Below are 23,363 nucleotides of genomic sequence, written 5' to 3'. Positions count from 1 at the left end.
ATGAAGCGTTTGATTGCAAGCGCGGCCCTGGTTGTGGCGCCAAGTTGGGCGATTGCCGACGGGTTTTGTGATGTCACGGACCCCGCAGACGTATATGCGCGGCTGGCGGGCAGCTGGGAGCGTGAAGGCAGCACCTCTGTTGAAGGCGCAGACACGTCTTTTGTGCGGCCTGCAAGGGTGTTTGCCACACGAATTTCAGCAGATGGCATGTTTCAGTCGGGGTTTGTCGACAGCCAGATGGGCGAAGAGGTGGCGTTGGAATGGGTCACGCCAAAACCTTACGACGTGGATCGTGTGGACGACATGCTGGAAGCAACCGAACGTGCCGACCTCGCTGACGTTCTGAGTGACACGTTGTGTGGACCGGAACGGTTGCCACAGATGCAGGTGGAACTGCCGGCACTTGAAGGGGGTGTGAGCGTATTTGGGACCATCACGCTGGTGCCGTATTTCGACGACCGGATCCTTGAAATTTCAGAGTTGACCTTACGCAGCGACGAGACCGTGTTGTTCATGGTCGAAACGGTTCTGTTGCAACCCGTGGACTGAGACAGGGCAGATGGCGCGCCTGACACACGGGCGCGCGTTCTCCCGAGCCGTCAAATCAGACCAAACAGTTTTTTGCGTTTCGGCCGCGCGGCAAAATCATAGCCACAACCCTCAAAGAAGGCGCGCACCTCGGGTGTGAGCATGCCACGGCGGCTGGCGTATTGCGGCAGATCGAAACCACCTCCGTAGTTCAATTCAACCACCACCGGCCCGTCGGGCGTGATGGCAATGTCTGTGGATTGATAGCGAATTGGGGCAAAGATGCGGGCCGCCCGGTCGTTGATGTCGCGCAGTTCGTCCCAACAGGGCAACTTTAGCCCCATCAGGCCGGCAACCTCTGGGTGATCGTCCAGAAACTCAGTTTCCACGCCGCGCAGGACGACGGTCTTGATTTCACCGGTGTCCACGTCGATGCTGCAGGCCAAGTTACCCGGACGCCAGAAAGCATCTGCGATGTTGTCGCCTTGCGGCATCTTGATGATTGCAACGGGGCAAAAGACGTCGTTGTCCCGCACCAAATTGACCATGCGCACAGTGGCGAGGGCCGAGCAGTATTTTGCAAAGCCGTCATGGTTGCTGAGCACGGATTGTACGATATAGGCGTTGTCGGCGACAAAATCGTTTAGGAAATCCGCGTAAGTCATTGGAGCGTGGCCGGAACAGTGGATGTGGGTGTCATCAGCCTTTTCGACGCGGAAGGCGCCAAAGCTGACCATGCCGTCGGTCACTTTGCCAAAAAGCTGTTTGTCGCTGTTGGCCATCAGGAGGGTATTGAGGCCTTCGGCAGTGTCGATCTTGGTCAGACCGGGGTAGAGCCGGGCGGAGGTGTCGATGACCGCGAGACTTTCAGGAACCGCGACCCCGCCGGCCTGCAGCAAGGTGCCAGCAAGCGCCTTGTCTTCGGCGGCAGCGGTCCAGCGTTTGTTGTTACAGGTGTGCGTGATCGGCCAGTGCAAGTCGTTGGACAGGAATTCTGCGCGTTGCTCAGGCGTGAAGCGGTCAAGATCGTAAAGCCCGGTCCGGATGTATTCGACCATGTTAAGTCGCGCATCGGATTTTGCCATTTGCGAAAATTCGCGCTGTATGGCCAGCACAGAGCGACCGGATTTTTTGGCCGCATAGGCCAGCAGGTCTTTGTGACTGTTGTCCCGCATCGAATAATAGTGGTGCAAATCAAGGTCGGCGGCGGAGGATTTTGCGTCGGTTGTCATGTGTCAATCCAGCGTTTTGAGTGGCTTTGGTTCCAATTTGGAAACAAATGTGATGGGGAAATGCGGTGAAAAAATGGCGATCAAAAAGATTTGTGCTCTGTGGTGCGAGGGCGTCGTCAAATTTGCGCGACGTCGCGAAAACCATACATTTAGGGCTTTAGCGCCTTGTGACTTAGGACTTGGAAAGGCATTGTGTCTGCCAAGCAAAAAAGAGCGGTTGAATCGATAGGGGATGGCCCCCATTTCAGTTAGCCGAGGAAACGGAAAGTGGACGAGTGGTTGCCTAGAATGGGACCCGGGCCGCTTTGCTAGAACAAGGAATACTCATGTTAGAGTCTCTGAACCCATCTTATCCCGTCTTGCCGCTGCGCGACATTGTGGTCTTTCCACATATGATTGTGCCGCTGTTTGTGGGACGGGAAAAATCGGTCCGCGCGCTTGAAGAGGTGATGGCCGATGACAAACAGATTTTGTTGTCGAGCCAAGTCGACCCTGCTGAGGACGATCCGGGCCCCGACGGCATCTATCGCACCGGCGTGCTGGCAAATGTGCTGCAGCTTTTGAAACTGCCCGATGGCACCGTAAAGGTGCTGGTTGAGGGTCAAAGCCGCGTGACGATCGCTGATTTCATTGAAAACGAGAATTTCTTTGAAGCCCGCGCCGAGCATCTGGAAGAAATGCCGGGTGACCTCGCCACCATTGAAGCGCTGTTGCGCTCTGTTGGCGATGAGTTCGAGCGGTATGCCAAGGTCAAGAAAAATATCCCTGAAGAAGCGCTGAGCGCCGTTGAGGACGCGGAGGAGCCTGCACGCCTGGCCGATCTTGTGGCCGGTCATTTGGGCATCGAAGTGGACCAGAAACAGGATCTGCTTGAGACACTGTCGGTCAGTGAGCGGCTTGAGAAGGTCTATGGCCTGATGCAGGGCGAGATGAGCGTTTTGCAGGTCGAGAAAAAGATCAAGACGCGCGTCAAAACCCAGATGGAGAAGACGCAGCGCGAGTACTATTTGAATGAGCAGATGAAGGCCATTCAGAAAGAACTTGGCGACGGCGAAGAAGGCGAAGGCGAGATTGCCGAGCTTGAGGACAAGATTGGCAAGACCAAGCTGTCCAAGGAAGCCAAGGAAAAAGCTGATGCCGAGCTGAAAAAGCTCAAGAATATGAGCCCGATGTCGGCCGAAGCCACAGTTGTGCGCAACTATCTGGATTGGATGCTGTCCATTCCGTGGAACAAAAAGGGCCGGGTGAAGAAGGATCTGAATGCGGCGCAAGCCATGCTGGATACGGATCACTACGGTCTGGAAAAGGTCAAAGAACGCATTGTCGAATACCTTGCCGTGCAGCAGAGATCGACCAAGCTTAAAGGCCCGATCATGTGTCTTGTGGGCCCTCCTGGTGTGGGCAAAACCTCGCTTGGCAAATCGGTTGCCAAGGCCACAGGACGTGAGTTCATCCGCATTTCGCTGGGTGGTGTGCGTGATGAAAGCGAGATCCGCGGTCACCGTCGGACCTATATCGGCTCCATGCCCGGTAAGATCATTCAGGCGCTGAAAAAGGCGAAGACCACAAACCCGCTGATCCTGCTCGATGAAATCGACAAGATGGGGCAGGATTTCCGTGGCGATCCTGCATCCGCGATGCTCGAAGTGCTTGATCCGGAGCAGAACAGCACGTTTGTCGATCACTACCTTGAGGTGGAATACGATCTGTCCAACGTGATGTTCCTGACCACGGCGAACTCCTACAACATGCCGGGACCTTTGTTGGACCGGATGGAGATCATCCCGTTGGCGGGTTACACAGAAGATGAAAAGCGCGAGATTGCGCGTCAGCATCTGATCGACAAGCAGATCAAGAACCACGGCCTCAAGAAAGGCGAGTTCGAAGTGTCTGATGAGGCGATTCAGGAAATCGTGCGCACCTATACCCGCGAGGCGGGCGTGCGGAACCTTGAACGTGAATTGGCCAAGCTGACCCGTAAAGCTGTGACGAAGATCGTTAAAGGCGAGGAGGAAACCGTTTCGGTGACCGCCGACAATCTTGATGATTATCTGGGCGTGAAAAAGTTCCGTTATGGGCTGGCTGAGGATGAAAACCAGGTCGGTGTTGTTACGGGGCTTGCTTGGACCAGCGTTGGTGGTGATCTGCTGCACATCGAAGGTCTGAAACTGCCTGGTAAAGGGCGGATGAAGACCACCGGTAAGCTCGGCGACGTGATGAAGGAGTCCATTGATGCGGCGTCTTCTTATGTGCGTTCGATCAGCCCGCAGATTGGTGTGAAACCGACCTTGTTTGACAAGATCGACATCCACGTTCACGTGCCCGATGGCGCCACGCCCAAAGATGGCCCGTCCGCTGGTTTGGCGATGGTGACGTCGATTGTGTCGGTCCTGACCGGCATTCCGGTGCGCAAAGACATGGCAATGACCGGCGAAGTCAGCCTGCGCGGCAATGCGATGCCAATTGGTGGCTTGAAAGAGAAGCTGCTTGCGGCCCTTCGTGGTGGCATCAAAACGGTTCTGATCCCGCAAGAAAACGAAAAGGATCTGACCGATATTCCGGACAACGTGAAGGCGGGTCTGGATATCATTCCGGTTAAACATGTGTCCGAAGTGCTGAAGCTGGCCTTGGTTGACGAACCCGAAGCCATTGAGTGGGACGAGGCGGCAGAAGAAGCTGCGGCGGCTGCTCTGAAGGCGGAGCAGGGGGCCTCGGCCACGGCACACTGACGCCACTTTAAGCAAAACTGAAGCAGAGCGCGTCCCTGAAAAGGGGCGCGTTTTTTGCACGAAAAATGGCCTATCTTGTGGTTTGTAGGCGCTCCAGCGACAACAAATTGGGATAGCGGTGGTTTTATAAGGGGGCGCCTGATAGGGTTGAAGCGAGTATATGAGCAATGCCGCGTCGGTTTGCGGCGACAATTATTTGAGTGAGACAGTAATGGCCAAAACTCCTTCGAGCAGCACACGTAAAACCATGACAACACGCAGTCGGTCCACAACAACCGCGCGTAAATCCACGGCGGCGACGACAGCCGCCACGAGCAAAGCCGCGACAGCCAGCACCGCCGCGGTAACGGCAACAGTTGCGTCGACCGCGAGCAAGGTGCCTGAGGGAGTTGTGGTTGCAGCACTTGAGAAAGACGGTTCCGAAGAATTGCGCAAAAACGAGTTGTTTGATGCCGTTGTGGAACGGTCCGGTATCAGGAAAAAATTCGCAAAACCTGCAATCGAGGCGGCCTTGGCCATTCTTGGAGAGGCGCTGGAAGAGGGACGGGCACTGCAATTGCCGCCATTGGGTCGCGTCAAGGTACAGAAATCCAAGGATATCGATGGCGGGGTTGTGATCACAACGCGCGTTCGGCGTAAGGAGACGTCTGAGGCAGAGGAGACCAAGGAAACTAGCGGGGACACTGTCGCAGAGACTTCTGACTGAGGATAAGCAGCGCGACACCGGGTGATTAGCTCAGTGGTAGAGCGCTTCGTTCACATCGAAGATGTCAGAAGTTCAAATCTCTTATCACCCACCATCTTTGGCACGGGCGCTCCCTGAAAAGGTCGAGCGCCCGTTGTCGTTTTGGAGCGATCTGTGGTCTGCATGGGTTCCTGAAAAGCAAATTTGCGCTGGAATGATTTTTTCGCAAATATGGGCTTGCGCTCGGCTTTTGGGCGGGCTAAATGCTGCTCCACCGGGTCGTTAGCTCAGTTGGTAGAGCGCTTCGTTTACACCGAAGATGTCGGGAGTTCGAGCCTCTCACGACCCACCATTTTCCCTCTCAAGTGAATAGACAGATTTTCCTTTCGCAAAGGAATTGCGAAGTTTTCGCGGTTCTGGAGGGCTGCGTCTGTATCACCGACTAACTAGATGAGCGATTTTGCGGCGGCGGAGGCTGTGCGCATACTGCGAGCGAACAGCGTCACGTCGATCTCTGTGGCGATGAAGGTTGCGCCGAGCTTGCGACAGGCTTGTTGCAAATCTTTGTCCAAGGTGAGGATGCCAGCAGCTTTGCCAGCGGCAACGATGCGCTTTGTGGCGTCTAAAACAGCGGTCTTGACCTCGGCTTGCCCCGGCTGCCCGATGAAACCCATATCGGCCGCCAGATCCGAGGGGCCGATGAACACGCCATCAAGTCCGTCCACGGCGAGTATGTCATCCAGCGCGTTGATACTTTTCTGATTTTCGACTTGGGCGAGCAAGCAAATTTCCTGACGGGCGGTTGTCAGGTAGTCGCCAATTGCGGAGAAATCGGAGGCGCGGGCCAAGGCTGATCCCACGCCGCGAATGCCGTGCGGCGGATAGGTCACCGCGTCGACCAGATCTTGTGCTTGCGCACCGCTTTCGACCATCGGGATCAGAAGCGATTGGGCACCGGCATCGAGCAATTGTTTAATAACCCATGCCTCGCCGATGGGCGGGCGGACAACGGCGTGCGCGTCGCGCCCTGCGATCACTTGAAGTTGCGCGGTGATAGAGCGCAGATCGTTGGGTGCGTGTTCGCCGTCGATCAGCAGCCAGTCAAACCCCGCACCTGCGCTGATTTCGGCGATGTATGGATCGGCAAGGCCAAGCCAACAGCCGAGTTGCAGGTGACCCTGTGAAAGCGCGTGTTTGAACGGATTGTGCGGTGCAGGCATGGGGTGTCCTTTAGGTAAAGGCGATGTCGACGGTGCCAAACGATCCGAAATCAGCGTGGATACTGGCACCCGACGGGCATTCAATCGGACGGATAAAGCTGCCGGACAGAATGATCTGACCGGGGTCTATGGTTTGGCCGTATTGCGCCATGCGCCGGGCGAGCCAGACCACGCTTTCGACGGGATCGTTCAGCACACCTGCGCCCAGTCCGGTTTCTTCGACTTCGCCGTTGCGAGAGGTGATGGCCCCAACCCAACGTAAATCGAAGGCATCGACCGCGTGGCGTTCGGCACCAAGCACGATACCGGCGTTGGCAGCGTTGTCGCTGATGGTGTCATACACAGTTCGCGTCTTGCCGGTTTCGGCGTCCATGCGCACGATGCGTGTGTCGAGGATTTCGATCGAGGGCGCGACATAGTCGGTTGCCGCGAGAACGTCATCACGGTTGACGTCGGAACCTCCGATGGAGGACTTCATCACAAAGGCGATTTCGGCCTCGATGCGGGGCTGAATGAACCGGCCCTTGGGGACAGTTGCGCCGTGGGAAAACACCATGTCGTCAAACAGGATGCCGCTGTCTGGGATGTCGATGTTGAGCGCGTATTGCATGGCCTTGGACGTCAGGCCGATCTTCCAGCCGACCACAGGTTGTCCTTGTGCCAGTTTGGAGCGGTAGATCGCGTTCTGGATGGCGTAGGCGTCGTCCATACCCATGTCGGGGTGACGCTTGGTGAGCAGGCCGATCTGTTCGGCAGTCGCCTCGGCACGAAGCAAATCATCAGCGGCGCGGGCGTGATCTTCGGGGGTCATTGGACTTCGTCCTCCACCGTGTTGCGCAGGGTGCCGATACCGTTCACCTCAACCTCGACGACATCGCCGGGTTTGAGGAACCGTGGCGGGTCAAGGCGCGCGCCAGACCCTGTGGGGGTGCCGGTGACAATGATGTCGCCGGGGTGCAGCGTCATGAAAGTCGAGATGTATTCGATCTCGCGCCGGATCGGGTGCATCATGCGCGACAGAACATCGTCTTGGCGGACTTCTCCGTTCACGCGGGTGAGGATGCGGGCGTCGTCAAGTTGGGCGGCATCGGTGAAGGGCACAAGCCACGGGCCGATGGAGCCCGAGTTGTCCCAGTTCTTGCCCTGGGTCACGTTGAACTTTGCGTGGCGGACCCAGTCGCGAATGGTGCCTTCGTTACAAAGCGTCAGCGCGGCGATGTGGTCATAAGCGTCAGCCTGTGCAATGCGGCGTCCACCCGTGCCGATGACAACTGCGACCTCGCCTTCGTAATCCAGTTGCGGGCTTTCGGGGGGGCGGATCAGCGGGCGGTTGTGGCCTGTAAAACCCGATGCAAAGCGCGGGAAGAGCGACATAAATTTCGGCTGCTCGCTGCCGTCTTTGTATTCGGCGTTGCGGTCGGGAAAGTTCACACCGACGCACAGGATACGCGGCGCGTTGGGCAGCACCATTTCGTAGTGAAAATCGGTGTGTGTGACGGCTTTGTCTCCGGCGGCTTCGGTAAGTGCTGACAGGCCGCCAGCCTGCAAGGCATCCAGCAAAGTGGGCCACTGGGGGAAGGCGTCGTTGAGGGCAATCATGCCATTGTCAGTCGCTGCTCCGTAGAAGGTTTCATTTGCGCTGGAGTAGGTTGCGAAGTTCACTTGATGCTCTCCCAAATGTCTTGCGTGACGGAGGCGACAGCCATCACGTCGTCGCGTGTTGTGTCAAATTGGCCAACCTGAACCCGGATGATTTTGCGCCCCTGAAAGGCGCCTTGGGTCAAATAGATCCGCCCATCATCGTTGATCGTGTCCACCAGTTGCTGCTGCATCGCGTCATCGCCGGGGCAGCGGAAGGAAAACAGGCTGAGGACCGGGTCTGTTGTGATTTCAAATCCGTCGATCTGGCGAATTTCTTCGCAAAGTTCATGCGCCCATGCGACGTGGTTGCGGATGCGGGATTGCAGCCCTGTCAGCCCGTAGGAGCGGATCAGGAACCACAGTTTCAGAGCGCGGAAGCGGCGACCCAGAGGGATTGTCCATTCCGAATAGTTGGTGACGGCGGCGCCGGTGGTTTTGAGGTATTCCGGTTCGATCTTGAGCGTGTTGAGTTGCGGTGTCGCGTCACGCAAGAACTGAATAGAGCAATCGAACTGCGCACCGAGCCATTTATGCGGGTTGAACACGATGCTGTCGAAGGCGTCGACGTCTTGCCAGAATTCCTCGCGAATTTCGGGGCAAATCATGGCGGAGCCTGCCCATGCAGCATCAAGGTGTGTGTAAAGATCGTGAGCCTTTGCGACCTTGATAATCGATGGCAGGTCGTCACAGCCGCCAACACCGGTGCCGCCGGTGATGGCGATGATCCCGGCAGGTGTGTGGCCGGCGGCGATATCAGCCTTGATCGCAGCATCCAGCGCGTTGGCGTCCATGCCGTGGCGTGGGCCGGCACCCGGAATTTTCACCAGATTTTCCTGACCAATGCCGGAAACCCAGCAGGCGCGATCAATTGAGGAATGCACCTGATCAGAGCAGTAGACGCGCATGTGGCCTTTGCCGGACAGGCCGTCGCGGTTGCCGGTGAAGCCGGTGGCGCGTTCGCGCATGGTCAGCACGGCAGAAAGGGTGGCGGAGGACGCGCTGTCCTGAATGACGCCGGTGAAGTGGTCCGCAAGCCCCAAAGCCTGCCGCATCCAATCCACCATCAGCCCCTCGACCTCGGTCGCGGCCGGGGAGGTTTGCCACAACATACATTGCGCGGCGACGGTGTTGACCAGCTGCTCCGCCAGCATCGAGGGCGGGGCTGCATTGGCGGGAAAATACGCAAAGAAACGCGGGTGCTGCCAATGAGTCATCCCGGGCATGACGATGGTCTCAAAGTCCTGCAAAATGGCGGCCATGTCTTCGGGCTGATCGGGCGGTGACGCGGGCAGTTGCGCTGCGATGTCGCCCGGTTTTGTTTGAGCGCGCACGGGCCGGTCGCCCAGCGTCTTGTGATACTGCGCGCCCCAGTCGGCGATGTGTTTGCTCCATCCGGCGAAGTCGTCCCAGTTCATGTGTTATGCCCCATCGATGCCACCCATGCAGATGTATTTAAGTTCCATAAAGTCATCGAGGCCTTGGCGCGCACCTTCGCGCCCCAGACCCGAGGATTTGACGCCGCCAAATGGCGCCTCTGCGGTCGAGACGTGGCCGGTGTTGACGCCAACCATGCCGTATTCAAGTGCTTCGGACACGCGCCAGACTCGCGAGATGTCGCGGCTGAAGAAGTAAGATGCGAGACCGAATTCGGTGGCGTTTGCGGCATCAATTGCTTCGGCTTCAGTGTCGAACTTAAAGAGGGGTGCCACAGGGCCAAAGGTTTCTTCGGTGGCCACGGCCATGTCCGAGGTTACGCCGGTAAGAATGGTTGGCTCAAAAAATGTGCCGCCCTGTTCATGCGGGTTGCCGCCAAGCGTGACGGCCGCGCCTTTGGCGACAGCGTCCGCGATGTGGCTGCTGACCTTTGTTACAGCCGCGTCATTGATCAGGGGGCCAAAGATCACGCCGTCATCCGCGCCGTTGCCAACTGGAAGCGTCGCGATTTTGGCGGCCAGTTTTTCGGCAAAGGTGTCATACACGCCTGCCTGCACGTAGATGCGGTTGGCGCAGACGCAGGTCTGGCCGTTGTTGCGGAATTTTGACAGGACCGCGCCCTCGACGGCGGCGTCCAGATCCGCGTCGTCAAAGACGATGAACGGCGCGTTGCCGCCCAGCTCCAAGCCCAGCTTTTTGATGGTTGGCGCGCATTGTTCATACAGCTTGGCACCGACGCCGGTTGAGCCAGTGAATGTTAGTTTGCGCACGACTGGGCTGCTTGTCAGCACACCGCCGATAGTCGCGGCATCGCCGGTGATCACCGAGAACAGGCCGTCGGGCAGGCCTGCCTCTTGCGCAAGAACGGCCAGTGCAATGGCGGAAAATGGCGTGAGTTCGGAAGGTTTGAGCACCATGGCACAGCCGGCGGCAAAAGCCGGCGCGGCCTTGCGCGTGATCATCGCGTTTGGAAAATTCCACGGCGTGATCGCGGCGGTGACGCCGATGGGCTGTTTTATGCACAGAATACGTTTGTCCGGCGCGCTGGACGGGGTGATGTCGCCATAGGCGCGGCGGGCTTCCTCGGAGAACCATTCGATAAAGGACGCGCCATAGGCGATTTCGCCGCTGGATTCGGTCAGGGGTTTGCCCTGTTCAGCGGTCAGGATCGCGGCCAGATCGGCTTGGTTGTCCATCATCAGGTCAAACCAACGGCGCAGAACGTTGCTGCGCTCTTTGGCGGTGCGTTTGGCCCAAGCGGATTGCGCGATCTGCGCGGCCTTTACGGCCTCTTGTGTCTCTGCCGCGCCTAAGTCTGGGACATGTCCCAAAACATCGCCGGTGGCGGGGTTGGTGACAGCGATGCCGGTTCCGTCGGCGGTGATCCAGCGGCCACCAACAAAGGCGGCTTCGCGCAGGAGGGCGGGGGTTTTAAGAGTGAGTGTCATGGTGCGATGATCGGACTTGCTTTGATTGTTGAATTTTTGGTGTCGACGCCGACAAAGGTTGTGCCGTGTTTGAACCAGCTTTCTGGTGCTGCGGCCCCCCATAGGGTTTGGCGTTGCGGGTCCTGAAGATCCCATTTGATCGGCTCGTGATCGGAATCCACGGTTTGGTAGTCAGAACAGTAGATTTCGATGCGGTGGCCATCAGGGTCAAGGATATAGAGGAAGAAGGCATTTGAAATGCCGTGTCGTCCGGGGCCGCGTTCGATGTTGTCGACGTAGCCAGTTGTGGACATCAAATCGAGCAGGTCGATGATGTTCAGCGGTGTCGGTACCCAGAAGGCCACGTGGTGCAATCGCGGGCCAGTGCCGTTGGTGAACGCCATGTCATGCACGCCGCCTTTGCGGTGTAGCCAAGCAGCCCAAAGTTTTTTGCTGTCCTCATCTTCGGTGTATTCCGTCACGCGGAAGCCGAAGTCGGAATAAAACTCCACGGAAGCATCCACGTCGTGGCTGAAGCAGTTGAAGTGGTCGATCCGTAGCGGTTTTACCCCGCGATAAAGCGCGTAATTCTGGTGGATCGGCGGGAGCCGGTCCATTTTGTGATAGAACTCCAGCGGGATGCCCATGTTGTCGGCGGTCAGCAACGTTCTGCCTTGAAAGGCGCGTTTGACCCACTGCGTTGGGCGGCCTTTGGCTTTGAAATATGCCTCGGCACGGTCCAGATCATCCTCGTCAAAGGTTTTGAACCCCATGACTTCGACGGTGCCTGGTTGGTCCGATTTTTGCAGGATCACACAGTGATGCCCGCGTTCTTCCATGGCGCGCAGATAGATGTGGGTGTCATCCTCATTTGTGACCTGAAGGCCGAGAATTTCAGTGTAGAACTTGCGCGACGCGGCGAGGTCTTGGACATTCAGGCACACGTGACTCAGGCGGATTGTGTTGAAGTCGGGATAGAGGTTGGGTGCGGGGACGGGCATCAGGGCCTCCTATTGAACGGGAAAGACGACGTTGGTCTGGCCGGTGCCGGACGACGGGAAATACTCGGTCACGACCTCGCATTTCGCATCATAGCTGTCCCAGCCAAGGGCACCATAAAGCATGGCGGTGTCGTGCATAGAGCCTTCGCCGCAGCAGAACTCGGCATAGTCCGGCAACATCTTGAGGAATGCCGCGTGATCGCCGCGCTGCCACATATCCAACACGTGCAGATCCATCTGGCGGTTGAATTCGGAACTGATGGTGAAGGTGCCGTTGTTGGCGGCATAGTCCTTGTTCGGCCAGATTTTGTGTGACAGCGATCCTGAGGCCACCAAAAGCACTTTGCTGTCGGACGCCTCAACCGCGGCGCGGATGGCTTCGCCGACGATGCGGCTTTCGTCGTGGGCATGCACTGTGCACCACGCGGCGACTGATACGACCTTCATATCGTGGGCGCGCGACATGAACCGCATTGGAACCAGCGTGCCATATTCCAATTCTAGCGAGTCCAGATGGTGCGCCAGCGTATAGGTCCCACGATCAGAGGCCTCTTTGGCAATTGCGTCGCCGAGTTCAGGATTGCCTTGGTATTCGTAAGGCATATTCTGAATAAACTGCGGAAATTCGTTGGAGGTGAACATCCCCTCAAAGCGGTTGTTCGCGTTGATGTGAAAACCTGCGTTGATGACCCAATGGGTGTCGCAGATGATGACGGTATCTGCCCCGAGTGCCTTGGCGCGGTTGGCGATATCAAAGTGTCCGTCGATGGCGGCTTGGCGTTTGCCTTTCACCGGGCCGTCCTGTTCGGACATCAGCATGGTGGGAACGTGCGTGCATTTCGCGGCGAGAACGATCTCTCCCATCAGAGCGCCCCCAGTTTGGTGATTTTGTGCTGACCCGTGGCAAAGCCGATGTGCTTTTGCTCCATATAGAAATCGAAGCTCCAGTCGCCGCCGTCACGGCCGATGCCGCTGGCTTTGACACCGCCAAACGGGGTCGGCAGGTGGCGGACGTTTTCGGAGTTCACCCAGATCATGCCGGCCTCAAGTTTGTCGGTGAAGCGTAGAGCGCGTGTCAGGTCGTTGGTCCAGACATATCCGGTCAGGCCGTAGGGGATGTCGTTGGCGATCTGGAGGGCTTCTTCGTCGGTGGAGAAAGGAATGGAGGTCAGCACAGGGCCGAATATCTCTTCTTGTGCGATGCGCATCTGGTTGGTGGCGGCAGTAAACAGCGTCGGGCGGACAAAGTAGCCCTTATCCCCGATGGTGACGCCGCCGGCAGCTATGGTCGCGCCGTCCTCTTTGGCGATGTCAAAATAGCTTGTGACCTTGTTGAAGTGTTCTTCGGTCACAAGCGGGCCGATTTCTGTTGCAGGATCCAGCGGGTGGCCGACTGTGATGTTGTTGACGCGCGCGATCAGCTTGGCCTCGAATTCCTCGCGCACGGTGTCCTGAATCAACAGGCGTGACGACGACGTGCAGCGTTCGCCATTTATCGAGTAGATCATGAAGATCGCGGCATCCAGGGCGCGGTCCAGATCGGCGTCGTCAAACACGATGACCGGGTTTTTGCCGCCGAGTTCAAGGTGGTTGCGCTTGAGAGTGTCAGCACCCTGTTTGGTGATCAGGCTGCCTGTGCGGCTTTCGCCGACAAAGGCGATAGCCTTGATTTTAGGATGCTCGCAAAGCGCTTTGCCTGCTCCTTCGCCAAATCCGTTGACGGTGTTGAGCACGCCGGGCGGCAAGCCGGCGTCCTCGGCGATCTCAACCAGCAGGCGCGCCGTCAAGGGCGATGCTTCGGCGGGTTTGTGTACCACGGTGCAGCCAGCAGCCAGAGCCGGCGCAATTTTCCATGTGGACAGCATAAAGGGCGTGTTCCACGGCGTTATGACACCCACCGGTCCAATCGGCACGCGGGTGGTGATGTTCATCAACGTGGGCGATTGCAGGTGCTGACCGTCGCGGGCTTGAACCACCTGATCCGCAAAGTAGCGGAAGTTTTCAGCGCCACGCAGCGCAGCTTTGGACATGAATTTGTAGGCCTGACCGGTGTCCCAGCATTCACACAGCGCGATTTCCTCGGCACGGGCTTCGATGCCTTCGGCGATGCGGATGAGGATCTTTTTGCGCTCAAGTGCCGGCAAGTCGCGCCACGCGGCAAACGCGTCGTGCGCAGCACTGGCGGCTTTGTCGATGTCGGCGGCGGTGCCGTGCGCCACGTCGCAGATGACAGATTTATCCACAGGGGAGGTGTTTTGAAACGTGCCATCCATGCCTGCCACATCTTGGCCGGCGATGCGGTTCAGGATGCCGGTGTCGCGGAAGCGGCCAAGATAGCCGTCCAGTTTGGCGCTGTTGTCGTCAAGAACGCTCATGCGTTGTCCTCCATGTGGTCACGGACGGTTCCGAATTTTGGGGATAGGGCCGCGTCGATGTCTCGAATTTCGGCTGACAGCGCGATGGAGCGGGTTTCCATTGCTGTGCTCATAAAATCTTTGAGGGCTGCAAAGATGCGGGTGATGGCGTCTTGTTTGACGTCAGCAGCTCGGCCTTCGCGCAACCGCACGCTCAGATCGATGTAGCCATGTTTAGGGTTGCCGTCGGCCATAGAGACGTGATCGGCACATGTTGCACGGACGCGGATTCCGGCGGTTGGAAAAGTTTCGATTTCAGCGGCGGTCGCCCGGATGGCTTCGCACAACGCTTGGATGTCGACGGCCTCTTCGATGTTGGCAGAATAGTCGATGTGAAAGTGGGGCACGGCTTTTCCTTAACATGTTAATTGCTGCGAAGTTAATTAATGCTATGGTCTGTTGTCAACACCTGTGTTGCACTGCATTTGAGCGGCACCAGATTCTTGAGGCAAACATGACGAACCCCCTTCCTTCTACCGTGCGATCCCTGCCAATTGCGTTGATTCGTGCGCGCGAAGGCGTGATGTCGCCGATCCGAGACATGTTGTCCGAGACGGGAATCACCGAACAGCAATGGCGGGTGCTGCGGGTTTTGGCCGAGTATGGGCGGATGGATACAAAAACCCTGGCGGATCGTTCCAGTTTGCTGTTCCCAAGTCTCACACGGATGGCCGCGACCATGCGTGAGAAGGGATTGGTGACGCAAACACGGGACGTCAAAGACCGGCGTCGTCAGTTTGTTGACATCACGCCGGCCGGTCAAAAAATCATCGACGACTGTTTGCCTGAAGCCGCGCTGATTGTGGCAGGTTTCAAAGAGACACTGGGCGAGCAAAACTATGAGACCCTGCTTGACCTGTTGGCCATGCTCGACCCTGGAAACCATTCCTAAACCGAGATGGTGCCGTCGGCACACCAGCCGTCGAAAATCTCCAGCGCTTTGTCGGCGAATTCGGCGTCGTTTATGTGGCAAGGGATGCGGTGGGCTTGCACGGTCTCGGGCAGGGTTTCCTCAATCTCAGCCAAGAACGTCGCGAGGCCGTCGGGATTGTGCAAATCCGCCCCCTCGCGATCCCATTCGCCAAGGCCGTGTTCCGGCAGGATCAACGCCACTGGTCCTTTGGCTTGTGCGAGGTGCTCGGAGTGCACGTCTGCAACTTTTCTGGTTTCTTCCGCTTTTAGAACAACAGACGTCAGCAAGCGGTTGTGGTCATGTGTCAGGTGGTTGTCCCAAACCTCGGGCAGGGGTTGCCAGCCGACGATGTCCACCAAATCATAGCATCCCGGGGCGACGATTTGCGGCGTGCCCGTTGCGCCGGCATTGGTCAGTCGGTCCGGACCGGCAGAAATGTTGGAACCGTTGACATGGTTGCCCAGCTCTTGGGTGCAAAAGTCAAAGACGCAGGCAAAGGCGCCTTGGCCGGCAAGGCTTTCAAAGGCGCGTCCTCCCATGCCGGTGGCATGGAACACGGCGACTTCAAAACCGCGCTTCTCAAGCGCAGGGATGAGCGGAATGACATATTTCAGCGCAGAAGTCCCAAGCGATGTCATGCCGATCAGCGGTTTGTCCGGGTCAGGCAATTGCACCGCCCGGGCCGCGCCCAGAACGGCGCCCGCCGCCTGCGACAGCGATGCTTTGCAAACTGAATTCAGGCCGTAAAGGCCCCCCGCCCACAGGATCATCTGGGTGTCCGCCGCCAGTCGTTCTGCCGGAATCAAAGGGGAGTAGGACACGGTTGAAACGATGTATTTCGGCACCCCAAGCGGCAGCGCTGTTGCCACATCAAGCGCGAGGTCCGTGCCCATCGTGCCGCCAAGTACAATCATACCGTCAAAGGCACCTTCGGAGTGCAGACGTGCCGCCAGAAGGCTGGCGCCCTTGGCCATGATTTGCATCGCATGGTTCTCGTCGCCGCGGTCAATTGCCGCTTGGATGGTGCTGCCGCCTTCTGTGGCGACGTCGTGTTTGGAATAATCCGTCGGCTTGGACGGGTCGCCCAAAACGGAGACGTCCATGGTGACGACATTGCCACCTTGATTACGGATCACATCAGCAAGGAAACCCAGTTCGTCGTCTTTGGTGTCGTAGGTGCCGATCACCAGAATAGTCTTGTCGGTCATGGCTGTCCCTTACAGTTTGATCCAAGCAGTTTTGAGATTCACATATTTTTCAATCGCATGCAGCGACTTGTCAGAGCCGTTTCCGGATTGACCGACGCCTCCGAGCGGCACTGTGCCATCCGCGCCGCCGTAGGTGTTGATGTGCATGACGCCCGTGCGCACGGATTTGACCATGCGATGAGCGCGGCTTAAGTTTGCAGTCCAAGCAGCGCCGGCGAGGCCGTAAACTGTCGAGTTGGCGAGAGAGATAGCTTCGTCATCGGTGTCAAACGGAGTGACGCCCAAGACAGGACCGAACACCTCTTTTTGCGCCAACGTGGCATCGCGGGTGACGCCTGTGATAATTGTGGGCGCCATGTAGTAGCCGCCAGTTTCTTGCAAAATGCGATGTCCACCGGTGACAATTTGGCCGCTTTCGGCTGTGGCTGTATCCACGAAACCTAGGTTGGCAGTCAGTTGGACTTCGGAATTCACGGCTCCAATATGGGTGTCGATCCTGAGCGGATCGCCGACACGCATTGCCTCGGTCGCCTTGGTCACGGCGGCGACAAAATCATCGTGTATTGGGGCCTCGATAAGAAGCCGTGAGCCAGCCACGCAGACCTGACCGGAATTGCGAAAAATACCGGCGGCTGCGACCTTGGCAGCTTCGTCCAGATTGGGTGCATCGGCAAAGACGATGTTGGGGGATTTGCCGCCAAGTTCCAGATAAACCCGCTTCATGTTGGAACGCGCAGCGTAGTCCATCAGACGCCGCCCTGTGCCGCCGGATCCGGTAAAGACCAAAACGTCCACATCCATCGACAAGCCAAGCGTTTCGCCGACAATACGGCCTTCGCCGGTAACCGCGTTGAGCACGCCGGGCGGCAAGCCAGCCTCTAGCGCCAGATCGGCCATGCGCATCAGCGAGAGCGATGCGGTTTCTGAAGGTTTCAGAACGACGGAGTTGCCCACCGCCAGAGCCGGCCCCAGTTTCCATGCGCCGATCATCATCGGGAAGTTCCAAGGGATGATCGCGCCGACAACACCCACCGGTTCTTTGTGGATCAAGCCGAGTATGTCGCCAGCCGTCGGGGCGATTTCGCCATAGATCTTATCCAGAGCTTCAGCATAGTAGCGGATGGTTGCGGCGGCGGATCCCGGTTCAGCTTTAAGCGCCATGCCGATCTCTGTACCGTTGTCGCGAACACCCAGAACGGCCAGTTCCAGCGCGTTTGCCTCAATCAATTCGGCCCACTTCAACAGCACTTTCTTGCGGGCGGCGGGCGGTTGGTTGGACCAGCGGCCATCCTCAAACGCGGCGCGGGCCGAAGTGATGGCGGCTTCCATATCCGCTGCGGTACCGGCAGCGGTCGTGGTCAGCGCCTGACCATCGATGGGCGAGATGATATCCAATGTGCCACCACCGGAGGCAGGCACATGTTTGCCGTCGATAAGATGATGAAAGGCGGGGACGGGCAGGGCGCGCAGGGCGTCGATTTTTGACTGATCCATCGGGAATTACCTTGTTTGGCTGTCGTGCAAGTCGTGGTCTTCTTCGGGCTGATGCGCGCGCCATTCCTTGATCAGAGTGCGCACGTGCAGTGCGAGAACCAGAACAATTATGCCGAAGATGATCGCGGCAATCGGCCGGTCGATCATGTCTAGTGGTGTCTTGAGGCGCGGCAGCGAGGAGCGGAGTTTGACCTCCATGATGCCGCCGAGAACCATGCCCAGAATGATCGGCACAATTGGCAGGTTCAAGCGTTTCAGGATGAGGCCAAGAACACCGAAGCCGGCAGCAATCATACAGTCGGTCAGCGAGTTGCGCAGGGAATAAACGCCAACAAAGGACAACAGCAGGATCAACACGCCCAAAAAGCGGGTGGGGACGCGGATGATCTTGGTCAGCAGATTTGTGGCGAACAACAGAAAGACCATAACGATCACGTTGAGCGCAATCAGCGCAAAGTAGAGACCGTAGACCAGATCAATGTTGTTTTGAAAGAGTTGTGGGCCAGGGATGACGTTGTGCACATAGAACACAGACAACATCATGGCCGTCAGCGCTTCGCCCGGAATGCCGAGCGCCAGAAGGGGGATCATCGCGGCGGCGGGTACCGCGTTGTTGGCGGCCTCGGACGCAATCAGACCTTCGGGGGAGCCCTTGCCAAAGCTGTCGGGGTCTTTCGAGGTTTTCTGGGCGTATGTGTAAGACATGAACTGGGCGGTAAACTCGCCGGTGCCGGGGATCATGCCAAGGATCACACCAAAGCCTGAGGCAACTGTGGCGACACGTTTGTGTTTCAGCAGCTCCTTGATCCCTGCGCCCATGCGACCGGTCACGGGTTTGGCATCGGGGCTGCTGTCGGGGGCGGAGAGAAGGAAGAAGGCTTGGCTGAGGGCGAAGAGGCCCAAGACGACAACAATCAGGTTTACGCCTGACGATAGGAAGGATTGGCCGAAGGTGAAGCGTTGTGTGTATGTCACCGCATCCAGTCCGACGGTTTGCAAAAAGATACCGAACATCGCCAAAAGACCGGCGGCGAATATCTGACCTCGGTGGGCGAGGATCACGAGGATGATGCCAAGCAGGGCTGCGAGAAATATTTCGCGTGATCCGAACATCGGGGCAATCATCGCCAAAACTGGTGACAGCAGGATCAAACACAGAATGCCAAAGATGCCCCCCCAGAACGACGCGGAATAGGACAGCGACACCGCTCGGTGCGCCTCGCCGCGCTGGGTCATGGGGTAGCCGTCGTAAGACGTTAGCGCATTCACGGCTGTTCCGGGCGTGTTGATCAGAACTGCGGGAATGGCACCGCCATACATCGACGACCCGTAGATGCCGAGCAGCATCGTCAGCCCGACAATCGGATCCAGTGAGAACGTTGCGGGCAACAGGATGGCGATGGCCACGGCTGGCCCGACGCCGGGGATGGCCCCAATGATGACGCCGCCGATTGACCCGACAAGTAGGGCAAATACCACATCCCAGCGGGCGAGCATTTCCAGTCCGGCAAGAAGGTTTTCCAACAGAGGCTCCGATCAGAAGTAGGTCAGCATGATCTGGCGCAGCCCGTCCGGCAGGCTTTCATAGATCAGGCCCGAGGGCAGGTTGACCTTCAAGAAGGTTTTGAAAAGCAACACGATGATGACGGCGGAAACCGCAGCTGCAAGGAGCGTGGAAGTCTTGCGATAGCCAACGCGCAGAGCAAGCGCGAGGGCGAACAGCAGTGTCGTGGGCAGGTAGCCCGCATACGGGACGGCAGCGGCATAGGCGATGAACCAAGCGGCGTATTCCAGCGCGGTGATCCACAGCCAGACCTCCTGCCAGCGTCCTTCGAGGCGTTCGGATAGAGCAGAGCCCAGCAGATGAAAGGCCGCAAAAAGCGCCATGCCACCAAGAGACACTGCGGGCCAGAAACGGGGTTGGGCAAACAGTTTTCCGCCGTTGCGCCACACGGTTTGATCGGCGATCTGCGACAGCAGCAGAACAGAGACAATCAAGGCGAACCATGCAAACACGATGTCACCGGGTCTGCGGTATCGTTTAAACAGCGATTGAAGTGTTTTCACGCGCGACATGGCATTTTCCGTTTCACTAAGGTCAAACGGCCGGGCAACGCTGGGCTGTCCGGCCGAATGGGAGGTATCTTAGTTGGCAAGCATGCCTTCGATGCGAGCCATGGTTTCGATATCTTTTTCAATTTGCGTGACCACCTCGGAAGCGGGCTGCCAGTAGACCAGCGCGCCGGTTTCGGCGGCCAGTTTCTGAGCGCGCTCAGACATCATCGTCTTTTCGGCAACGGCGATGATTTTGTCCTGTACATCTTGGGGGGTGTCCGCGTGAACGAACAGACCGTTCCAAAGCGCGACGTCCAAATCGGGCGCCAGTTCAGAGACCGTCGGCGTGTCTGGTGTCAGGCCGATACGTTCATTGCCGATGGAGGCCAGAACCTTCACGTCGTCAAGGCAGGGCAGGATCAGTTGCAGAGTGGTGTTGATCACATCCACATCGCCGGAGGCCAGCGTGTTGCAGTCCAGGGCGTCAAAAGCCGCGTCTGCCGAGTAGGAAAAGCCCATGCTTTTTGCCAAGCCCATAGTGACTTGTGTGGGCACCAGCGGGGCCCCGAAGTGGCCCAGAACAACGTCGTTGTCGGAGGCATGCGCGGCGAGTTCTTGCATGGTTCCATAAGGCGCGTTTCCGCTTGTGGCGATTACAAACGGATAAGTCAGGAAATTTCCAAGTGGCACGAAAGGGTCGGGTTTCAACTCAGGAATGCCGATCTGAGGGCCAACAACAGGAATGGCGATGATGAAAGAGCCAATCGTGTAACCATCCGCCGGTGCATTCGCCACTTCGATCGCGCCGGGGAACGGGCCGCCACCGCCGCCGGGCTTGTTCACAACAGCGGTCGGGACGTCGTAGGCGGCAGAAAAGTCTTCGGCGATCATGCGTGTCAACACGTCCTCGAGATCACCGGGAGGCCACGGCACAACAAACTCAACCGGCTTTTCCGGGTATTCAGCCTGCGCTGTTCCCGTGACGGCAGTCATGGCCAGAGCCATCGCGGTCACAGATTTAAAAATCTTAGACATTTCATTCTCCCTGGTGTGGTTCATATATTGAACCGTTGTTTCGATAAAAGGTTGCCTTGTTAATTTTCTTGTGTCAAACTTTTTTTGTGACCAGCCAAAATGAGACCAACCACATGTCCTCAGCTACCAAAGCTCTGAAGTTGCTGTCCTACTTTTCGACTGCGCGTCCGGAAATCGGGCTGACGCAGTTGTGTCGTATCGCAGGGCGGGACAAGGCGACGACCTACCGCCACCTGCAGGCGCTTGAAACTGCAGGGTTTGTTGAACAGAATCCGCTGACAAAACACTATCGTTTGGGGCCGGCGGTGATGCAGTTGGCGCAGATCAGAGAAGCGACGGTTCCTCGTAAGGCCTCGGCCAAGTCGGCTTTGGCGGCGCTCGCGGATGCGACGGGGGAAACGGCCCATGTCACAGTCCTTTCGGGCACGACTCTCTATGGCTTGTGCGATTGCGAATCCCCCCGACACGGAACGCGGGCAGTCATCGACATCAGCATATTCCCATTGCATGCCACAGCGTCGGGTCAGTGTTCGGTGGCCTTTGGAGATCCAAGCCTCTTGGAGGCGGCAGTCGCGAACCTTGAAGGGTTCACAGCGAGCACGCCGACGACGCACTCTGATCTGGCCGCCTTGATAGAGACCGCACGAGAGACTGGGTTTGCCTGCGCCAATCAAAGCTACGAGAGTGAGATCCAAGGCATTGCTGCGCCAATTTTTGATCACACCGGTCATCTTGCTGGAGCCGTGGCCGTCGCCAGCGTGGCCTCTCGCCATACTGCGGAGCTGGAACACACTATTAAATCCGAATTGATCACCGCTGCACGCGAGATCACCCGCAATTGGGGCGGAAAAATCCCCACCCAGATCGAGGCCGTATGGGCCAAGTCCGACACAACGCCAAATGCATTGGATTCCACGCAATGAAAGATTCAAACTTCCTGAAGGAAAACAACGGCCGCTTGATGTGGCATCCTATGACTTCGCCCCAAGACAGTTTGGATCAGCCGCCAACGATCATCACCGAGGCGGACGGCGTGTCGATTACCGACATTGATGGCCACCGCGTGGTTGATGGGGTCGGGGGGTTGTGGAACGTCAATCTTGGCTATTCGTGTCAACCGGTCAAGGACGCAATTGCGGCGCAACTCGACAAGTTGCCGTACTATTCGACATTTCGCGGCACATCCAATGACGCGGCAATCGAGCTGTCGTTTGAGCTTGGTGAATTCTTTGCCGAGGACGGGCTGCACCGGGCATTTTTTACGTCAGGTGGGTCGGACAGCGTCGAGACTTCGCTGCGGCTTGCGCGCCAGTATCACAAATTGCGCGGGGAGGCGGGGCGGACGAAGTTCCTGAGTCTCAAGAAGGGGTATCATGGCACCCATATCGGCGGGGCGTCAGTCAACGGAAATGCAAATTTCCGCAACGCCTATGAACCGCTACTGCCCGGCTGTTTCCACATTCCCGCACCCTATTCCTACCGCAATCCGTTCAACGAATCTGATCCTGAAAAACTCGCGCAACTGTGCATTCAGGCATTGGAAGACGAGATTGCGTTTCAAGGCGCCAACACAATCGCCGCTATGATCATGGAGCCGATCTTGGGCGCTGGTGGTGTTATCCCGCCGCATCCATCATTTGCCCCTGCAGTGCAGGCAATCTGCAACCGCAACGGCATCTTGTTGATCACGGATGAGGTGATCACGGCATATGGGCGCACGGGTGCGTGGTCAGGCGCGCGGCTTTGGGGCGTTAAACCCGATATGATGGCAACAGCCAAGGCAATCACCAACGGGTACTTCCCTTTTGGGGCTGTGATGCTTGGTGATCGTATGATCGAGGTTTTTGAAGGCAACCCCGCGGCCAAGATCGGTCACGGCTACACCTATTCGGGGCATCCTGTTGGGGCGGCGGCTGCATTGGCCTGTTTGGCGGAAACCAAGCGGCTGAACGTGATCGACAATGCGGCAGCGCGTGGGACCCAGCTGTTTGATGGCTGTAAGGCGTTGATGGAGAAATACGATATTATCGGTGATGTGCGCGGTGGCTATGGCTTGATGACTGCCATTGAAATGGTCAGTGACCGTGCCACCAAAACGCCAATTGACGCGGCAACGGCATCCAAAGTGCAAGACGTTGCTTATCAAAGCGGCGCGATGGTGCGGGTATCGGGACCAAACCTGATCCTGTCGCCGCCGTTGGTCTTGTCTGAGGCGGACGCTGCCACAATCCTCGGTGCGCTTGAGGCGGGCTTTGCTGCAATCTGAAGAGCTCAATCGGCGCAAAATTGTCTGGCCGTTGTGCGTGGAGCTTTCTAGCGGGCGGCAAAAACAAAAAAGGGCGGCCCA

General features: G+C 57.6%; 21 protein-coding genes and 2 tRNA genes. 8 read left to right on the top strand and 15 right to left on the bottom strand.

Annotated elements, in window-relative coordinates; genetic code table 11:
- Positions 1–549 (top strand): hypothetical protein, encoded by a 549-nt coding sequence (locus SHIM_RS06090; protein WP_054001676.1) that lies wholly within the window; start codon positions 1–3, stop codon positions 547–549.
- 50 nt (positions 550–599) lie between these two features.
- On the opposite strand, the gene SHIM_RS06085 is transcribed toward SHIM_RS06090, so the two are convergent.
- Complete coding sequence (locus tag SHIM_RS06085; protein ID WP_054001675.1) at positions 600–1,760, bottom strand: sugar-transfer associated ATP-grasp domain-containing protein; 1,161 nt, start codon at positions 1,758–1,760, stop codon at positions 600–602.
- A 326-nt stretch (positions 1,761–2,086) separates the two neighbouring features.
- Between SHIM_RS06085 and lon the strand changes: the two genes are divergently transcribed.
- The 4 genes from lon (at position 2,087) to SHIM_RS06060 (ending at position 5,526) form a co-directional block, all read left to right on the top strand.
- Positions 2,087–4,489 (top strand): endopeptidase La, encoded by a 2,403-nt coding sequence (lon, locus tag SHIM_RS06075; RefSeq protein ID WP_054001673.1) that lies wholly within the window; start codon positions 2,087–2,089, stop codon positions 4,487–4,489.
- Positions 4,490–4,736: 247 nt separating this feature from the next.
- The gene (locus tag SHIM_RS19930) at positions 4,737–5,195 is read left to right on the top strand and encodes an HU family DNA-binding protein (RefSeq protein ID WP_082358317.1); all 459 of its coding nucleotides are present in this window, start codon (positions 4,737–4,739) and stop codon (positions 5,193–5,195) included.
- A gap of 19 nt (positions 5,196–5,214) precedes the next feature.
- Positions 5,215–5,289 (top strand) — tRNA-Val (locus SHIM_RS06065).
- A gap of 161 nt (positions 5,290–5,450) precedes the next feature.
- Positions 5,451–5,526: transfer RNA gene (locus tag SHIM_RS06060), tRNA-Val, on the top strand.
- 94 nt (positions 5,527–5,620) lie between these two features.
- Here SHIM_RS06060 and SHIM_RS06055 read toward each other — a convergent pair.
- Genes SHIM_RS06055 through SHIM_RS06015 form a run of 9 tightly spaced genes read right to left on the bottom strand, consistent with a single transcriptional unit; the run spans position 5,621 to position 14,658 of the window.
- The gene (locus tag SHIM_RS06055; RefSeq protein WP_054001672.1) at positions 5,621–6,394 is read right to left on the bottom strand and encodes an aldolase/citrate lyase family protein; all 774 of its coding nucleotides are present in this window, start codon (positions 6,392–6,394) and stop codon (positions 5,621–5,623) included.
- Between the two features lie 10 nt (positions 6,395–6,404).
- Positions 6,405–7,205, bottom strand: a complete 801-nt coding sequence (gene hpaH / locus SHIM_RS06050; protein ID WP_054001671.1) for a 2-oxo-hept-4-ene-1,7-dioate hydratase — start codon at positions 7,203–7,205, stop codon at positions 6,405–6,407.
- On the bottom strand, positions 7,202–8,056 hold the full coding sequence (locus SHIM_RS06045) for a fumarylacetoacetate hydrolase family protein (RefSeq protein WP_054001670.1): 855 nt from the start codon (positions 8,054–8,056) through the stop codon (positions 7,202–7,204). Before SHIM_RS06045 ends, hpaH begins: the two co-directional genes overlap by 4 nt.
- Positions 8,053–9,450 carry a pyridoxal phosphate-dependent decarboxylase family protein gene (locus SHIM_RS06040; protein WP_054001669.1) on the bottom strand — a complete coding sequence of 466 codons (1,398 nt, stop codon included), beginning with the start codon at positions 9,448–9,450 and terminating at the stop codon, positions 8,053–8,055. The genes SHIM_RS06045 and SHIM_RS06040 overlap by 4 nt, the downstream gene beginning before the upstream one ends.
- A 3-nt stretch (positions 9,451–9,453) precedes the next feature.
- The gene (locus SHIM_RS06035) at positions 9,454–10,917 is read right to left on the bottom strand and encodes an NAD-dependent succinate-semialdehyde dehydrogenase (RefSeq protein ID WP_054001668.1); all 1,464 of its coding nucleotides are present in this window, start codon (positions 10,915–10,917) and stop codon (positions 9,454–9,456) included.
- On the bottom strand, positions 10,914–11,897 hold the full coding sequence (gene hpaD / locus SHIM_RS06030; protein ID WP_054001667.1) for a 3,4-dihydroxyphenylacetate 2,3-dioxygenase: 984 nt from the start codon (positions 11,895–11,897) through the stop codon (positions 10,914–10,916). The genes SHIM_RS06035 and hpaD (SHIM_RS06030) overlap by 4 nt, the downstream gene beginning before the upstream one ends.
- 9 nt (positions 11,898–11,906) lie before the next feature.
- Positions 11,907–12,761, bottom strand: a complete 855-nt coding sequence (gene hpaD / locus SHIM_RS06025) for a 3,4-dihydroxyphenylacetate 2,3-dioxygenase (protein WP_054001666.1) — start codon at positions 12,759–12,761, stop codon at positions 11,907–11,909.
- A complete protein-coding gene (hpaE, locus tag SHIM_RS06020; RefSeq protein WP_054001665.1) occupies positions 12,761–14,272 on the bottom strand; it encodes a 5-carboxymethyl-2-hydroxymuconate semialdehyde dehydrogenase in 1,512 nt (503 codons plus the stop codon). The genes hpaD (SHIM_RS06025) and hpaE overlap by 1 nt, the downstream gene beginning before the upstream one ends.
- On the bottom strand, positions 14,269–14,658 hold the full coding sequence (locus tag SHIM_RS06015) for a 5-carboxymethyl-2-hydroxymuconate Delta-isomerase (protein ID WP_054001664.1): 390 nt from the start codon (positions 14,656–14,658) through the stop codon (positions 14,269–14,271). The genes hpaE and SHIM_RS06015 overlap by 4 nt, the downstream gene beginning before the upstream one ends.
- 107 nt (positions 14,659–14,765) lie before the next feature.
- On the opposite strand from SHIM_RS06015, the gene hpaR reads away from it, so the two are divergent.
- Entirely contained in the window at positions 14,766–15,203 is a 438-nt protein-coding gene (gene hpaR / locus SHIM_RS06010) for a homoprotocatechuate degradation operon regulator HpaR (RefSeq protein ID WP_054001663.1), read from the top strand.
- Here the strand turns inward: hpaR and SHIM_RS06005 are convergent.
- The 5 genes from SHIM_RS06005 to SHIM_RS05985 form a co-directional block, all read right to left on the bottom strand.
- Positions 15,200–16,432: a Tm-1-like ATP-binding domain-containing protein gene (locus tag SHIM_RS06005; protein ID WP_054001662.1), complete on the bottom strand. Its 1,233-nt coding sequence runs from the start codon at positions 16,430–16,432 to the stop codon at positions 15,200–15,202. The two genes, hpaR and SHIM_RS06005, sit on opposite strands and share 4 nt — an antisense overlap.
- 9 nt (positions 16,433–16,441) lie before the next feature.
- On the bottom strand, positions 16,442–17,926 hold the full coding sequence (locus SHIM_RS06000) for an aldehyde dehydrogenase family protein (RefSeq protein WP_054001661.1): 1,485 nt from the start codon (positions 17,924–17,926) through the stop codon (positions 16,442–16,444).
- Between the two features lie 6 nt (positions 17,927–17,932).
- Positions 17,933–19,450 (bottom strand): tripartite tricarboxylate transporter permease, encoded by a 1,518-nt coding sequence (locus SHIM_RS05995; RefSeq protein WP_054001660.1) that lies wholly within the window; start codon positions 19,448–19,450, stop codon positions 17,933–17,935.
- Between the two features lie 12 nt (positions 19,451–19,462).
- Positions 19,463–20,002, bottom strand: coding sequence for a tripartite tricarboxylate transporter TctB family protein (locus SHIM_RS05990; RefSeq protein WP_054001659.1), 540 nt, complete (start codon positions 20,000–20,002; stop codon positions 19,463–19,465).
- A 69-nt stretch (positions 20,003–20,071) separates the two neighbouring features.
- A complete protein-coding gene (locus tag SHIM_RS05985) occupies positions 20,072–21,016 on the bottom strand; it encodes a tripartite tricarboxylate transporter substrate-binding protein (protein ID WP_054002011.1) in 945 nt (314 codons plus the stop codon).
- A gap of 113 nt (positions 21,017–21,129) precedes the next feature.
- Here SHIM_RS05985 and SHIM_RS05980 point away from each other — a divergent pair, with 113 nt between their 5' ends.
- Positions 21,130–21,939, top strand: a complete 810-nt coding sequence (locus tag SHIM_RS05980; protein ID WP_054002010.1) for an IclR family transcriptional regulator — start codon at positions 21,130–21,132, stop codon at positions 21,937–21,939.
- Positions 21,936–23,282, top strand: coding sequence for an aminotransferase class III-fold pyridoxal phosphate-dependent enzyme (locus SHIM_RS05975; protein ID WP_054001658.1), 1,347 nt, complete (start codon positions 21,936–21,938; stop codon positions 23,280–23,282). The genes SHIM_RS05980 and SHIM_RS05975 overlap by 4 nt, the downstream gene beginning before the upstream one ends.
- The last annotated feature ends 81 nt before the right edge of the window (positions 23,283–23,363 follow it).

This window comes from Shimia sp. SK013, from assembly GCF_001292625.1.
GTDB lineage: Bacteria > Pseudomonadota > Alphaproteobacteria > Rhodobacterales > Rhodobacteraceae > Shimia.
The sequence above is the reverse complement of the archived record's forward strand: the minus strand, read 5'-3'. Positions and strand labels throughout refer to the sequence as shown.

What these genes read in the sequence shown, in the direction of transcription:
- SHIM_RS06005 (WP_054001662.1), bottom strand. Translation starts at nt 16,432, where the DNA reads ATGACCGACAAGACTATTCTGGTGATCGGCACCTACGACACCAAAGAC.
- SHIM_RS06090 (WP_054001676.1), top strand. Translation starts at nt 1, where the DNA reads ATGAAGCGTTTGATTGCAAGCGCGGCCCTGGTTGTGGCGCCAAGTTGG.
- SHIM_RS06000 (WP_054001661.1), bottom strand. Translation starts at nt 17,926, where the DNA reads ATGGATCAGTCAAAAATCGACGCCCTGCGCGCCCTGCCCGTCCCCGCC.
- hpaD (WP_054001666.1), bottom strand. Translation starts at nt 12,761, where the DNA reads ATGGGAGAGATCGTTCTCGCCGCGAAATGCACGCACGTTCCCACCATG.
- hpaE (WP_054001665.1), bottom strand. Translation starts at nt 14,272, where the DNA reads ATGAGCGTTCTTGACGACAACAGCGCCAAACTGGACGGCTATCTTGGC.
- SHIM_RS05990 (WP_054001659.1), bottom strand. Translation starts at nt 20,002, where the DNA reads ATGTCGCGCGTGAAAACACTTCAATCGCTGTTTAAACGATACCGCAGA.
- hpaR (WP_054001663.1), top strand. Translation starts at nt 14,766, where the DNA reads ATGACGAACCCCCTTCCTTCTACCGTGCGATCCCTGCCAATTGCGTTG.
- lon (WP_054001673.1), top strand. Translation starts at nt 2,087, where the DNA reads ATGTTAGAGTCTCTGAACCCATCTTATCCCGTCTTGCCGCTGCGCGAC.
- SHIM_RS06035 (WP_054001668.1), bottom strand. Translation starts at nt 10,917, where the DNA reads ATGACACTCACTCTTAAAACCCCCGCCCTCCTGCGCGAAGCCGCCTTT.
- SHIM_RS05980 (WP_054002010.1), top strand. Translation starts at nt 21,130, where the DNA reads ATGTCCTCAGCTACCAAAGCTCTGAAGTTGCTGTCCTACTTTTCGACT.
- SHIM_RS19930 (WP_082358317.1), top strand. Translation starts at nt 4,737, where the DNA reads ATGACAACACGCAGTCGGTCCACAACAACCGCGCGTAAATCCACGGCG.
- SHIM_RS06055 (WP_054001672.1), bottom strand. Translation starts at nt 6,394, where the DNA reads ATGCCTGCACCGCACAATCCGTTCAAACACGCGCTTTCACAGGGTCAC.
- SHIM_RS05985 (WP_054002011.1), bottom strand. Translation starts at nt 21,016, where the DNA reads ATGTCTAAGATTTTTAAATCTGTGACCGCGATGGCTCTGGCCATGACT.
- SHIM_RS06040 (WP_054001669.1), bottom strand. Translation starts at nt 9,450, where the DNA reads ATGAACTGGGACGACTTCGCCGGATGGAGCAAACACATCGCCGACTGG.
- hpaD (WP_054001667.1), bottom strand. Translation starts at nt 11,897, where the DNA reads ATGCCCGTCCCCGCACCCAACCTCTATCCCGACTTCAACACAATCCGC.
- SHIM_RS06085 (WP_054001675.1), bottom strand. Translation starts at nt 1,760, where the DNA reads ATGACAACCGACGCAAAATCCTCCGCCGCCGACCTTGATTTGCACCAC.
- hpaH (WP_054001671.1), bottom strand. Translation starts at nt 7,205, where the DNA reads ATGACCCCCGAAGATCACGCCCGCGCCGCTGATGATTTGCTTCGTGCC.
- SHIM_RS05975 (WP_054001658.1), top strand. Translation starts at nt 21,936, where the DNA reads ATGAAAGATTCAAACTTCCTGAAGGAAAACAACGGCCGCTTGATGTGG.